Source organism: Geodermatophilus sp. SYSU D00525 (assembly GCF_054050475.1).
Genome location: NZ_JBJGZK010000006.1, coordinates 135,186 through 148,120 on the forward strand (window position 1 = coordinate 135,186; position 12,935 = coordinate 148,120).

At 76.1% G+C, this 12,935-nt stretch carries 13 protein-coding genes; 11 read left to right on the forward strand and 2 right to left on the reverse strand.

Annotated features, from left to right (window positions below; translation table 11 throughout):
- The first annotated feature begins 123 nt into the window (after positions 1 to 123).
- The 4 genes from ACI796_RS07615 to aspS are packed head-to-tail and all read left to right on the forward strand — an operon-like array spanning position 124 to position 4,867.
- Positions 124 to 807 (forward strand): MBL fold metallo-hydrolase, encoded by a 684-nt coding sequence (locus ACI796_RS07615; protein ID WP_456940627.1) that lies wholly within the window; start codon positions 124 to 126, stop codon positions 805 to 807.
- Positions 804 to 2,081 carry a histidine--tRNA ligase gene (gene hisS, locus ACI796_RS07620; RefSeq protein ID WP_456940628.1) on the forward strand — a complete coding sequence of 426 codons (1,278 nt, stop codon included), beginning with the start codon at positions 804 to 806 and terminating at the stop codon, positions 2,079 to 2,081. The genes ACI796_RS07615 and hisS overlap by 4 nt, the downstream gene beginning before the upstream one ends.
- A complete protein-coding gene (locus tag ACI796_RS07625; protein ID WP_456940629.1) occupies positions 2,081 to 3,061 on the forward strand; it encodes an aldo/keto reductase in 981 nt (326 codons plus the stop codon). The genes hisS and ACI796_RS07625 overlap by 1 nt, the downstream gene beginning before the upstream one ends.
- 30 nt (positions 3,062 to 3,091) lie before the next feature.
- Complete coding sequence (gene aspS, locus ACI796_RS07630; RefSeq protein ID WP_456940630.1) at positions 3,092 to 4,867, forward strand: aspartate--tRNA ligase; 1,776 nt, start codon at positions 3,092 to 3,094, stop codon at positions 4,865 to 4,867.
- Positions 4,868 to 4,888: 21 nt separating this feature from the next.
- Here the strand turns inward: aspS and ACI796_RS07635 are convergent, their stop codons facing one another.
- Positions 4,889 to 5,404, reverse strand: a complete 516-nt coding sequence (locus ACI796_RS07635) for an ASCH domain-containing protein (RefSeq protein ID WP_456940631.1) — start codon at positions 5,402 to 5,404, stop codon at positions 4,889 to 4,891.
- 63 nt (positions 5,405 to 5,467) lie between these two features.
- Between ACI796_RS07635 and ACI796_RS07640 the strand changes: the two genes are divergently transcribed.
- The 4 genes from ACI796_RS07640 (at position 5,468) to ACI796_RS07655 (ending at position 9,685) form a co-directional block, all read left to right on the forward strand.
- On the forward strand, positions 5,468 to 6,793 hold the full coding sequence (locus ACI796_RS07640) for a glycosyltransferase (RefSeq protein WP_456940632.1): 1,326 nt from the start codon (positions 5,468 to 5,470) through the stop codon (positions 6,791 to 6,793).
- Between the two features lie 10 nt (positions 6,794 to 6,803).
- A complete protein-coding gene (locus tag ACI796_RS07645; protein ID WP_456940633.1) occupies positions 6,804 to 7,895 on the forward strand; it encodes a pyridoxal-phosphate-dependent aminotransferase family protein in 1,092 nt (363 codons plus the stop codon).
- Positions 7,896 to 7,948: 53 nt separating this feature from the next.
- Entirely contained in the window at positions 7,949 to 8,770 is an 822-nt protein-coding gene (locus ACI796_RS07650; RefSeq protein WP_456940634.1) for a hypothetical protein, read from the forward strand.
- Between the two features lie 156 nt (positions 8,771 to 8,926).
- Complete coding sequence (locus ACI796_RS07655) at positions 8,927 to 9,685, forward strand: hypothetical protein (protein WP_456940635.1); 759 nt, start codon at positions 8,927 to 8,929, stop codon at positions 9,683 to 9,685.
- 133 nt (positions 9,686 to 9,818) lie between these two features.
- Here the strand turns inward: ACI796_RS07655 and ACI796_RS07660 are convergent, their stop codons facing one another.
- Complete coding sequence (locus ACI796_RS07660) at positions 9,819 to 10,688, reverse strand: aldo/keto reductase (protein WP_456940636.1); 870 nt, start codon at positions 10,686 to 10,688, stop codon at positions 9,819 to 9,821.
- Positions 10,689 to 10,723: 35 nt separating this feature from the next.
- On the opposite strand from ACI796_RS07660, the gene ACI796_RS07665 reads away from it, so the two are divergent.
- The 3 genes from ACI796_RS07665 (at position 10,724) to ACI796_RS07675 (ending at position 12,926) form a co-directional block, all read left to right on the forward strand.
- The gene (locus ACI796_RS07665) at positions 10,724 to 12,097 is read left to right on the forward strand and encodes a replication-associated recombination protein A (RefSeq protein ID WP_456940637.1); all 1,374 of its coding nucleotides are present in this window, start codon (positions 10,724 to 10,726) and stop codon (positions 12,095 to 12,097) included.
- Between the two features lie 110 nt (positions 12,098 to 12,207).
- Complete coding sequence (locus tag ACI796_RS07670) at positions 12,208 to 12,633, forward strand: DUF948 domain-containing protein (RefSeq protein ID WP_456940638.1); 426 nt, start codon at positions 12,208 to 12,210, stop codon at positions 12,631 to 12,633.
- Positions 12,633 to 12,926, forward strand: a complete 294-nt coding sequence (locus ACI796_RS07675) for a hypothetical protein (protein ID WP_456940639.1) — start codon at positions 12,633 to 12,635, stop codon at positions 12,924 to 12,926. Before ACI796_RS07670 ends, ACI796_RS07675 begins: the two co-directional genes overlap by 1 nt.
- Positions 12,927 to 12,935: the final 9 nt, after the last annotated feature.

Below are 12,935 nucleotides of genomic sequence, written 5' to 3' on the forward strand. Positions count from 1 at the left end.
GGATCCGGCCTCGGCCGCGCTCCGCGGTCTCCCCGCTGGTCGATCCGCGAGTGTAGGTGCCGCGCCTGTGCACCCTCGGTTGCCGGACCGGAGCGGCCCCGATCCCCCGCGTAACCTGCACGGGTGCTCATCCGCTCGTTCCCGGCCGGCGCCTTCGGCACCAACTGCTACGCCGTCGCCCCCGGGCCCGGCCAGGAGTGCGTCGTCGTCGACCCGGGCATGGACGCGGTCGAGCCGCTGGCCCGGGTGCTCGCCGACGACGGCCTCAAGCCGGTCGCCGTCGTGCTCACCCACGGCCACCTCGACCACACCTTCTCCGTGCTGCCCGTCTGCGAGGGCTACGACATCCCCGCCTACCTGCACCCCGACGACTCGGGCATGCTCGCCGACCCCGCGCGCTGGCACGGCCCGGCGCTGGCGCCGCTGGTCACCGGCGTCCGGCTGCCCGACCCCACCGACGTGAAGCCGCTCGACGACGGCACCGTGCTCACGCTGGCCGGCGTGGAGCTGACCGTCCGTCACGCGCCCGGGCACACGCGGGGCTCGGTGGTCTTCTCCCTCGACCTGGGGGAGGCGCCCGGCCTGCTCGCCGGTGACGTGCTGTTCGCCGGGTCGGTCGGCCGGGTGGACCTGCCCGGCGGCTCCTGGGAGTCCATGCTCGCCTCGCTGCGCGACGTGGTGCTGCCGCTCGACGACGAGACCGTCGTGCTGCCCGGCCACGGCCCGGCGACGACGATCGGCCGCGAGCGGGCGACCAACCCGTACCTGGCCGAGGCGGCGTCGGCTCCGAAGGGGCGGGGCCTGTGAGCGGGCTCAGCGCGCCCAAGGGGACCTTCGACGTCCTGCCGCCGGACTCGGCGCGGTTCCTCGCCGTCCGCGAGACGCTCACCGCGCCGCTGCGGCGGGCCGGCTACGGCTACGTCGAGACGCCGGTGTTCGAGGAGACCGCGGTGTTCTCCCGCGGCGTGGGGGAGTCCACCGACGTCGTGACGAAGGAGATGTACACCTTCGACGACCGCGGCGGTCGCTCGCTCACGCTGCGGCCCGAGCTCACCGCCGGGCTCATGCGGGCGTTCATCGAGCACCGGCTGCACACCGGCCCGCTGCCGGTGAAGCTGTGGACCGTCGGCTCGGCGTTCCGCTACGAGCGCCCGCAGGCCGGCCGCTACCGGCACTTCACGCAGGTCGACATGGAGGCCCTCGGCGTCGACGACCCGGCCCTCGACGCCGAGGTCGTGGCGCTGGGCGTGCAGGGCTTCCGCGACCTCGGGCTCACCGACTTCGAGCTGCTGCTCACCTCGCTCGGCGACGCCACCTGCCGGCCGCAGTACCGCGAGCTGCTCGTCGCCTACCTGGAGAAGCTGGACCTCGACGAGGAGACCCGGCGCCGGGCGGAGATCAACCCGCTGCGGGTGCTCGACGACAAGCGGCCCGAGGTGCAGGCGCAGCTCGACGACGCCCCGCTGATGGTCGACCACCTGTCGGACTCCACGAGGGCGCACTACGACGCCGTCCGCCAGCACCTGACCGACCTCGGCGTCACCTGGACCGAGGCGCCCCGGCTGGTGCGCGGCCTGGACTACTACACGAAGACGACGTTCGAGTTCGTGCACCACGGGCTGGGCGCGCAGTCGGCGATCGGCGGCGGCGGCCGCTACGACGGGCTGTCCGCGGCGCTCGGCGGCCCGGACGTCAGCGGCATCGGCTACGCCGTCGGCGTCGACCGGACGCTGCTGGCGGTGCAGGCCGAGGGGCTCGACGTCGCCGCCGCCCCCGGCGTGCAGGCGTTCGTCGTGCCGCTGGGCGCCGACGCCAAGCGGCTGGCGGTCCGGCTGGTCGGGCAGCTGCGCCAGGCCGGCGTCCCCGCGGACACCGTCTACGGCGACCGCGGGCTCAAGGGCGCGATGAAGGCCGCCGACCGGTCGGGTGCCACGCACGCGGTCGTCGTCGGCGAGCGGGACCTGGCCGAGGGCGTCGGCCAGCTGAAGGACCTGCGCACGGGGGAGCAGCGCGCCGTCCCCGTGGGTGACCTGTTCGAGGCGCTGAGAGCTGCGGTTGCTACGGGAGTGGTGAGCGAGTGATGGAGACCCGACCCCTCGGACGGACCGGCGCGGAGGTCGGCGTCGTCGGCCTGGGCACGTGGCAGCTGGGTGGTGACTGGGGCGACGTCGACGAGGAGAGCGCGGGCGGGGTCCTCGACGCCGCCCTCGACGCCGGCGTGACCCTGCTCGACACCGCCGACGTCTACGGCGACGGCCGCAGCGAGGAGCGCATCCGCAAGGCGCTGGCCACCCGGTCGGAGCGGCCGTTCGTGGCCACCAAGGCCGGCCGCCGCGCCGACCCGTTCGAGGCGGCGCAGTACACGCCGGAGAACCTGCGGGCGTGGGTCGACCGGTCGCGGCGCAACCTCGGCGTCGACACCCTCGACCTGGTGCAGCTGCACTGCCCGCCGACCGCGGTCTACTCCGACCAGCGGGTGTACGACGCGCTCGACGCGATGGTCGCCGACGGCGCGATCGCGGCCTACGGCGTCTCGGTGGAGACCGTCGCCGAGGGGCTGACCGCGCTCGAGCACCCCGGCGTCGCCACCGTCCAGGTGATCCTCAACATCTTCCGCCGCAAGCCGCTGGAGGAGCTGCTGCCCGCGGCGGCCGCGCGCGGCGTCGGCATCCTCGCGCGGGTGCCGCTGGCCAGCGGCCTGCTGTCCGGGAAGTACGACGAGTCGACGACGTTCGGCGCCGACGACCACCGCAACTACAACCGCCGCGGCGAGGCCTTCGACGTGGGCGAGACCTTCTCCGGCGTGCCCTACGAGGTCGGCGTGGCCGCCGCGCGGGAGTTCACCGCGATCTGCGGCGACCGGGTCCCGGCCCAGGTGGCGCTGCGCTGGGTGGTCCAGCAGCCCGGCGTCACCTGCGTCATCCCCGGCGCCCGCTCGGTGGAGCAGGTCCGGTCGAACGTCGCCGCTGCCGATCTCGCGCCGCTGACCGACGCCGAGCTCGCCGACCTCGAGCGGCTCTACGACGAGCGCATCCGGCAGCACGTCCACGACCGCTGGTGATCCCCCACACCCCCTGAGAGAGAGACCCCTGTGCTCCGCACCCACGACGCCGGCACGCTGCGCGCGTCCGACGCCGGTTCCACCGTCACCCTCGCCGGCTGGGTGGCCCGCCGGCGCGACCACGGCGGCGTCGTCTTCGTCGACCTGCGCGACGCCTCGGGTTACGTCCAGGTCGTCGTCCGCGAGGAGGAGGCGCACCACCTCCGCGCCGAGTTCTGCGTGCTGGTGAGCGGCGAGGTCCGGCAGCGGCCGGCGGGCAACGAGAACCCCGAGCTGCCCACCGGCGAGGTCGAGGTGGCCGCCGCCGAGCTGCGGGTGCTGTCGCCGGCGGCGCCGCTGCCGTTCCCGATCGAGACCGACCAGGCCGCCAGCGACGACGTCCGCTACAAGTACCGCTACCTCGACCTGCGCCGGCAGGGCCCGGCCCGGATCCTGCGCCTGCGCAGCGAGGTCAACCGGATCGCCCGCGGCGTCATGGCCGGCCACGGCTTCGTCGAGGTGGAGACGCCGGACCTCACCCGCTCGACCCCCGAGGGCGCGCGGGACTTCCTCGTGCCGGTGCGGCTGCAGCCGGGCAAGTGGTACGCGCTGCCGCAGTCCCCGCAGCTGTTCAAGCAGCTGCTGATGATCGGCGGGCTGGAGCGCTACTACCAGATCGCCCGCTGCTTCCGGGACGAGGACTTCCGCGCCGACCGGCAGCCGGAGTTCACCCAGCTCGACTTCGAGATGAGCTTCGTCGAGCGCGACGACGTCCTGGCCGTCGTCGAGGACGTCGTCCGGGCGCTGTGGCGCGAGCTGGCCTCCTACGACGTGCCCGAGATCCCGCGGATGACCTACCGCGAGGCGATGGACCGGTTCGGGTCGGACAAGCCCGACCTGCGCTTCGGCATCGAGCTCACCGAGCTGACCGAGTTCTTCGCCGAGACGCCGTTCCGGGTGTTCCAGGCGCCCTACGTGGGCGCGGTGGTCATGCCCGGCGGCGGGTCGCAGCCGCGGCGGGCGTTCGACGGCTGGCAGGACTGGGCCCGCTCGCGCGGCTACCGCGGGCTGGCCTACGTGACCGTCGCCGAGGACGGCACCCTCGGCGGGCCGGTGGCCAAGAACATCTCCGACACCGAGCGCGAGGGGCTCGTGGCCGCCGTGGGCGCGGACCCGGGCGACTGCGTGTTCTTCGCCGCGGGCCCGCGCCGGTCCTCCCAGGAGCTCCTCGGCGCCGCGCGCAACGAGATCGCCCGGCGGCTGGAGCTCGTCGAGCCCGGCTCCTGGTCGTTCCTGTTCGTCGTCGACTTCCCCATGTTCGAGGAGACCGAGGACGGCGACTGGACGTTCATGCACCACCCGTTCACCTCGCCCACGCCGGAGTGGCGCGACCGGTTCGCCGAGGACAAGGCGAACGCGCTGTCCGACGCCTACGACCTGGTCGTCAACGGCAACGAGCTGGCCAGCGGCTCGGTCCGGATCGCGGACCCCGAGCTGCAGGAGCGGGTGTTCGAGACCCTCGGCATGTCCCGCGAGGAGGCCCGCGAGCGGTTCGGGTTCTTCCTCGAGGCCTTCGCCTACGGCCCGCCGCCGCACGCCGGCGCCGCGCTGGGCTGGGATCGGCTGACCGCGCTGCTGGCCGGGGTCGAGTCGATCCGCGAGGTCATCGCCTTCCCGAAGACCGGCGCCGGCTACGACCCGCTGACCGGCGCGCCGACGCCGATCACCGACGCGCAGCGCAAGGAGGCGGGCATCGACGCCGTCGCCGAGGAGCCGGCGCTGCCCGGCGAGCCCGGCGCCCCGGGGCCGAGCGACCCGACGAGGTGACCGCCCGGCCGGGCCGGCTGCTCAGCCGGCCCGGTCGGCCACCTCGGGCGGCCAGACGACGCGGAAGCGCTCGAACACGACCTCGAGCGCGTCGTCCCAGACCTGCCCGCGGGCTGCCTGCGTGTGGGTGAAGTAGCGCAGGTGACCCGCGAGCCAGCTCGCGCGGGTGCGGTCGTCCTCGCCCTCGTCCCACGCGAAGGCGTCGTCGACGCTGTCGAGCCGGCCGACGCGCAGCTCGGTGCTGCGCAGGACCGCGCGCGGGCGGCCCTCGCCGTCGCAGGCGATCCAGTGCCCGCCGATGCGGGGCAGCGGCTCGCCCTCGTGCGCGAAGTCGGCGACCAGGCCCGCGGTGGCCCGCTTGGTGCCGGCGAGCACCAGCCCGATCAGCTCGTCGGCCAGCGCGCGGCTGTCGCCGAAGCGCTCGACGGGCGGCTCGTCCTCGGGCGGGCCGCCGCCGGGGCGGCTCGCCGTGTACGCCGCCCACATCGCGGCGGCCTCCTCGCGGCGCGGCGCGCCCGGTGCGTCGTCGGTGCTCACCGGCCCATCCTCGACGCGCCGGGCGCCTGCGCGGGAGACTGCGCGCACGGACGGAGGTGTGCGATGCGGGTGCTGGTCGCCGCGATGCCCTTCGCCGGCCACGCCGCACCCATGGCCGCGCTGGCCGCGGAGCTGACCGCCCGCGGCCACGAGGTGCTCGCCCACACCGGCCGGAGGTACGCGGCGCGGTTCACCGCCGCCGGGGCGACCTGGGTGCCGTGGGAGCGGGCGCCGGACTTCGACGACACCGACCTGCGCGCGACGTTCCCGCAGGTGGGCGACGGCCGTGGCATGCGGGCGGTGGCCACCAACCTGGAGCACGTGTTCCTGCGCACCGGCCCGGGCCAGGCCCACGACATCGAGGCCGCCGGGCCGGTGGACCTGCTGGTCAGCGACCAGCTGGCGCTGGGCTGCAGCCTGGTCGCCGAGCGCACCGGGACCCCGTGGGCGTCGGTGTCGCTGGTCCCGCTGTCGATGCCGTCGCGGGACCTGCCGCCCTTCGGCACCGGCCTGCTGCCGGGGCGCGGCCGGCTCGGGCGGGCCCGGGACGCCGCGCTGCGGGCGCTGGTGGCGCGCACCCTGGTCCGCCGCATGGACGCCGTCCTCACCGAGGTGCGCGCCGAGGCCGGCCTGCCGCCGGCACGGTCCGCGGCGCTGGAGGCCTTCGCCTCACCACAGCTGGTGCTCGCCCACGGCGTCCCCGAACTCGAACACCCGCGCGGCGACCTGCCCCGTCAGGTGCACTTCGTCGGGCAGCTCGCGCCGCCGCCCGCCGGCCGCGAGCCGCCGCCGTGGTGGCCGGAGCTGCTCGCCGACGGCCGCCCGGTCGTGCACGTCACCCAGGGCACCTACGACGTCGACCCGCGCGACCTGCTGCTCCCGGCCCTGCGCGGGCTGGCCTGCGCTCCCGTCGTGGTCGCGGCCGCCACCGGGTCGGGGGCGCTGCCGGCGGACGCCGTGCCGCCGAACGGGCGGCAGGCGGAGTTCCTCCCGTACGACGTGCTGCTGCCGCGGACGGCGGTGGTGGTCACCAACGGCGGGTGGGGCGGCGTGCTGGCGGCGCTGGGGGCCGGGGTGCCGCTGGTGGTGGCCGGCGGCACGCTCGACAAGCCGGAGATCGCCCGCCGGGTGGCCGCCTCCGGCGCCGGCGTCGACCTGCGGACCGGCCGGCCGACGCCGCGGCGGGTGGCGGAGGCGGTCGCGGAGGTGCTCGCCGACCCCGGCTTCCGGTCCCGCGCGGGCGTGGTGGCGGCCTCGCTGGCCCGGCACGGCGGCGCCGCGGCCGCCGCGGACCTGCTGGAACGGCTGGTCACCGAGGGCGGTCCGGTGGAGCGTGCGGACGCCGACCCGTGGGGTGTCTGGGGAGCGGTCGCGGGAGGCCGGTCCTAGGGTGCGGCGCATGCCGCTGCGCGCCCGCACCCTGCTCGGTCCCGGCCCCTCCAACCCCTACCCGGAGGCGACGGTCGCGCTCGGGCAGCCGCTGCTCGGCCACCTCGACCCGGCGTTCCTCGCCGTCCTCGACGAGACCTCCGACCGGCTGCGCACCGTGTTCGGCACGGCCAACCGGCGCACGCTGCCGCTGTCGGCCACGGGGTCGGCGGGGATGGAGGCGGCGTTCGTCAACACCGTGGGGCCGGGCGACGTCGTCGTCGTGGCGGTCAACGGGCTGTTCGGCGAGCGGATGGTCGACGTCGCGTCGCGGTGCGGCGCCGAGGTGGTGCGGGTCGACCACGAGTGGGGCTGTCCCGTGGACGCCGCCCGGGTCCTCGAGGCGCACCCCGCACCGAAGCTGATCGCCGCCGTCCACGCGGAGACCTCGACCGGCGTGCTGTCGGACCTGGAGCCGCTGGCGGCCGGCAAGGGCGACGCGCTGCTGCTCGCCGACTGCGTGACCTCGCTGGGCGGCATCCCGGTGCGGCTGGACGACTGGGGCGTCGACCTCGCCTACTCCGGCTCGCAGAAGTGCCTCGGCGTGGCCCCCGGCCTGGCCCCGTTCACGATCGACGAGCGGGCCTGGGAGCGGCGGGTGGAGAAGCCGCGCAGCTGGTACCTCGACCTCGGCATGCTCGGCGGCTACGCGGGGGAGGCGGCCGGGTCCGGTGGCCGCACCTACCACCACACCGCGCCGACCGGGATGGTCGTGTCGCTGCACGCCGGGCTCGGCCGGATCCTCGAGGAGGGCTTGGACGCGGTGCACGCCCGGCACGCCGAGGCCGGCCGGCTGCTGCACGAGGGCCTGCAGGAGATGGGCCTGGAGCTGTTCGCCGCCGAGGGGCACCGGCTGCCGGAGCTCACCACCGTGCGGGTGCCCGACGGCGTCGACTCCGCGGCCGTGCGCAAGGAGCTGCTCGAGCGCTACGACCTGGAGATCGGCGGCGGGGTCGGCGCGTACGCGGCCACGGTCTGGCGGATCGGGCTCATGGGCCACAACGCCCGCCCCGACACGGTCGCCCTCGTGCTGGCCGCGCTGCGCGAGGTGCTGGGCCGCTGAGCGCTGCGGTCAGCCCGCCGGGAGTCGCCCGGCGGCTCCCGGTCTGGGCGCTCGTGCCGTTCGCCGCGCCGGCCTGGTGCGCGGGCTTCCTGCCCTGGCTGCTGCACGGGATGGGGCGCGGGGCGCCGATCGTGCTGCCGCTGCGGGCCGGGCTGCTCACGTCGCTGGTGCTCGGCGCCGCGGTCGGCGGGCTGCTGGCCGGCGCGCTGGCGCTGCTCGTGCCGGCGGGGCGGCGCCGGGCCGCGCTGGTCGCGACCGGGTGCGGCGCCGTCCTGGGGATCGCGGTCACCCTGGTGCAGTCGGTGGCGGCCCCGGACGCCGGCGCGGGCTTCGACTCCGACCCGCGCGTGCTGACCGGGCTCGCCGTGCTGACCGCCGGCCTCGGCGTGCTGGCGTGGGGCGCCGGGTCCCTCGTCCTCGCCGGTCCCGCCGGGGCGGGCGTGGTGCTCGGGCTGGCGGCCGGCCTGCTGCCGGGGTGGCTCTCGCTGCTGCTGCCGTCGTCGGCGTACGGGTCCGGCCTCCGCACCGCGCTGGTGTGGCTGCAGGCCGTCCTGCTGGCGGCAGCGCTGGTGGTGGTCAGCGTCCGGCCGGTGGCGCGGCTGGTCGTGTGGCCGGTGGTCGTGCTGGGCGCCTGGCTGGTCGGCCCGGCGCTGACCGCGGTGGCGTGGCTGGAACCCCTGCTGCGGCCCGGCGCCGGCCTGCCGCGGACCCTCGGCGATGCGCTGTCGGGGGCGTGGCAGGTCTTCGGCCTGGCGGCGTCCCCCACGGGCCGGGACTGGGGACCGTGGGTGGCCGCGCTCGTGGGCGCGGTGTTCGTGGCGGTGCTGCTGGACGGCCGCCGCCGCGCGCTGGCGGGATCCGCTCCTGCGAGTTGATCACCGGGGCGTTGCCGCTGACACGCGCAGACACGCCGACGCGGGTGGCGACGAGGCGATGATCGACAGCGGGCGCGGCGTGTCCACAGGCGCCACGGCGTCCACAACCGGCCGCTCCGGCCCGGCGGGGGCCCGGACCGGCCGCACTGTCCCGGCATGGACGACGTCGAGCTGCCGCTGGTCCACACGTGGACGGAGGCCCGCGCGGCCGGGGCCCGACGGCGGCAGGTGGCCGCTGACGGGCGGCGGCTGACCCGCGGCCTGCACCTCTCGGCCGCCGCGGAGACGGGTCTGGCCGCCCGCTGCCGCGCGTGGACGCGGCTGCTGCCCCCGGACACGGCCCTCGGGCTGGGCACCGCGGCCGTGCTGCTCGGCGCTCACACTGACCCTTCACCTGAGGTCGAGGTCGTGTTGCGTCCGCGGCCGGTGCTCCCGCAGCGGCGCGGGCTCGCGGTGCACGTCCGGGAGCTGCGCAGCGAGGACGTGACCGAGGTCGCGGGTCTGCAGGTGACCTCCGGGGCGCAGACGTTCCTCGACCTGGCGCCACGGCTCCCGCCGGCCGAACTGGTCGCGGTGGGCGACGCGCTGCTCCGCGCAGGGCGCCTCGACGCGGTGGCGCTCGAGCGGCGCCTCGGCCGGGCCGGCCGGACCCGGGGCGTCGTCCGCGCGCGGGAGTGCGCGCCGCTGCTGTCCCGGCACGCGGTGTCCCGCCCGGAGAGCCTGCTGCGCTACTGGCTGACGACGAGCGACTTGCCGGCCCCGCAGGCGCAGGTGCCGGTCGTCGACCGCCGGGGCCGGGTGGTCGCGCACGCCGACCTCGGGTACGCCGGACACCGGCTGGCGATCGAGTACGAGGGGCGACAGCACGCCGAGGCGGAGCAGTTCGGGCGCTCCGCTTCGCGGCGCGGCACCTGACAGGCCCCGCCGTCGTGGTCGAGCGGACGCGGCGGGCGCTGCTCAGCCGGAGGTGGCGCCCGGGGAGTTGATCATCGGGTCGTTGCCGCCGACACGCGCGGACACGCCGACGTGAGTGGCGACGAGCCGGTGATCAACCCGGCGTCGACCCGTCGAGGTGGGCGAGCTGCTCGGGCGTCAGCTCCAGGTCGGCCGCGGCGGCGGAGTCCTGGATGGACGCCGGCCGCGACGCGCCGGGGATGGGCACGACGACGTCGGCCTGGGCGAGGTGCCAGGCCAGCGTCACCCGGTACACCGACACGCCCAGCTCGGACGCCACCTCCGCGAACGCCGGCGCGGTGGCCGACAGCGACCCGGCCGCGGTGACGCCGCCGAACGGGCTCCACGGCAGGAACGCCAGCCCGTGCGCCGCGCAGTGCTCGACCTCGCCGGCCGAGAAGCGCCACCCCGGCGAGAACTGGTTCTGCACCGCCGCCAGCGCCGGGCCGACGATCGAGCGGGCGACGTCGATCTGCGCGACGTCGGCGTTGGAGATGCCGACCATCTGCACCAGGCCGTCGTCGGCGAGTTGCCGCAGCGCGCCCATCGACTCCTCCCACGGCGTGTCCGGGTCGGGCCGGTGGTACTGGTACAGGCCGATCGCGTCCACACCCAGGCGCCGCAGCGAGGCCTCGCACGCCTTCCGCAGGTACGCCGGCGAGCCGTCGAGTTCCCAGTCGGTGCCCCGCCGGGTGTGCCCGCCCTTGGTGGCCACCAGCACGTCGCCCGCGCCCGGCCCGTAGGACGCCAGCGCCTCGGCCACGAGCGTCTCGTTGTGCCCGAACTCGGCCTCGTCGCGGGCGTAGGCGTCGGCGGTGTCGACCAGGGTCACGCCGGCGTCCAGGGCCGCGTGGACGACGGCGACCGCCTCCTCGCGGGTGGGTCGGTCGGTCTTGGTCGACAGGGGCATGGCCCCCAGGCCGATCGCGCTGACGGTGCGGTCTCCGATGCGTCGCTGGTGCACGGGGCTGTCGTGCCCCGCGGGTAGCGTCGCTACCCGTGACGTCCTTGTTCGACGAGCCGGCGGAGGTCACCGGCGACGCCGTCGACCCGGGTGCGCCGCTGGCGGTGCGCATGCGTCCGCGCTCCCTCGACGAGGTCGTCGGCCAGACCCACCTGCTCGGCCCGCGGGCGCCGCTGCGCCGCCTGGTCGAGGCCGACGAGCCGATGTCGCTGGTCCTCTACGGCCCACCCGGCACCGGCAAGACGACGCTGGCGCACGTCATCTCGCTGGCCACCAAGCGGCAGTTCGTGCAGCTGTCCGCGCTCGACGCCGGCGTCAAGGAGGTCCGCGCGGTCATCACCGCGGCCAGGCGCGAGCTCACCTACGCCGGCCGGCGCACCGTGCTGTTCATCGACGAGGTGCACCGGTTCTCCAAGACCCAGCAGGACTCGCTGCTGTCGGCCGTCGAGGACCGCATCGTCAGCCTGATCGCCGCCACCACCGAGAACCCGTTCTTCTCCGTCGTCAGCCCGCTGCTGTCGCGCAGCCTGGTGCTCGCGCTGCAACCGCTGTCCGACGACGACGTCCGCGCGCTGCTGCACCGGGCGCTGACCAGCGACCGCGGGCTCGGCGGGGCGCTCACGCTGAGCCGGGAGGCCGAGGAGCACCTCGTCCGCGTCGCCGGCGGCGACGGGCGCAAGGCGCTGACCGCGCTGGAGTCCGGGGCGGGCGCCGCGCGGGCCGCGGGCTCAGGCGAGATCGACCTCGCCACCCTGGAGACCGCCGTCGCGCAGGCCGCGGTGCGCTACGACCGCCAGGGCGACATGCACTACGACGTCGCCAGCGCGCTGATCAAGTCGATCCGCGGCAGCGACGTCGACGCCGCGCTGCACTACCTCGCCCGGATGGTGGTGGCGGGGGAGGACCCGCGGTTCATCGCCCGCCGGCTGGTCATCTCCGCCAGCGAGGACATCGGCATGGCCGACCCGACGGCGCTGCAGACCGCGGTCGCCGCCGCGCAGGCGGTGCAGCTCATCGGCATGCCCGAGGGGCACTTCCCGCTGGCGCACGCCGTCGTCCACCTGGCCACGGCGCCGAAGTCGAACGCGGTGACGGTGGCGATCGGCGAGTCGGTGGCCGACGTCCGCGCCGGCCTCGGCGGGCCGGTGCCGGCCGGCCTGCGCGACGCCCACTACGCCGGGGCCAAGAAGCTGGGCCACGGCTCGACCTACGTCTACCCGCACGACGCGCCCGACGGGATCGTGCCGCAGCAGTACCCGCCCGACGGGCTGGTCGGCCGCGACTACTACCGGCCCACCCCCCGCGGCGTGGAGGCCGGCATCGGCGCCCGCCTGGGCAAGCTCCGGGCGATCGTCCGACGGCACCCGCGGGAGAGCCGGGGCGCCGAGCGGACCGGCCGGGGCGCCTGACGGGCCGGTGTCGTCCGGCGCACCGGAGGAGCGCCGGGGGCCGCGACTACTGTGGCCACGCCGGTCGTTGCCGACCACGCCGGCCGCCGACGGAGAAGAGGAGACGCCGCGTGTCCGCAGGAGAGTGGGCCGGACTGATCGCCGCCCTGGCGCTGGTGCTGCTGGTGCTGCTGCTGGCCGTCCCGCTGCTGAAGCTGGGACGCACCCTGGACGAGGCCACGCTGACCATCCGGCAGACCCGGGAGGACAGCCGGCCGATCCTCACCCAGGCGCAGACGACGATCGCCCAGGTCAACAGCAACCTCGAGCGGGTCGACGACATCACCGGCAACGCGGCGAACGTGTCGAGCAACGTCGCGGCGCTGACCAGCGTCGTCGCCGCCACCGTGGGCAGCCCGCTGATCAAGGTGGCCGCGTTCAGCTACGGCGTCCGCAGCGCCACCAGGAAGCGCCGCGAGGGCCAGGCGATCGCCGAGGCCGCCGCCCGCGACAAGGCCGAGCGCCGCGCGCGCCGCGCCGCCCGGCGGGCCGCCTGATGCGTCGGCTGTTCTGGCTGGCGATGGGCATCACCATCGGCGCGCTCGTCGTCCGCAAGCTGTCCCGGGCCGCGGAGAAGCTCACCCCGCAGGGCATCGCGGGCGCGCTGGTCGAGGGCCTGCGCGACCTCGCCGACGCGATCGGCGAGTTCGGCGCGGACGTGCGCGCCGCGGCCGCGGTGCGCGAGGAGGAGCTGCGCTCGGGCACCGGCCTGGACGCACCCCTGCCCGAGCGCGACCAGACCCCGCTCCAGCTCCCCGGACGGCGCGGCGCGCACGCCGCCGACCGCTGAGCACCCACC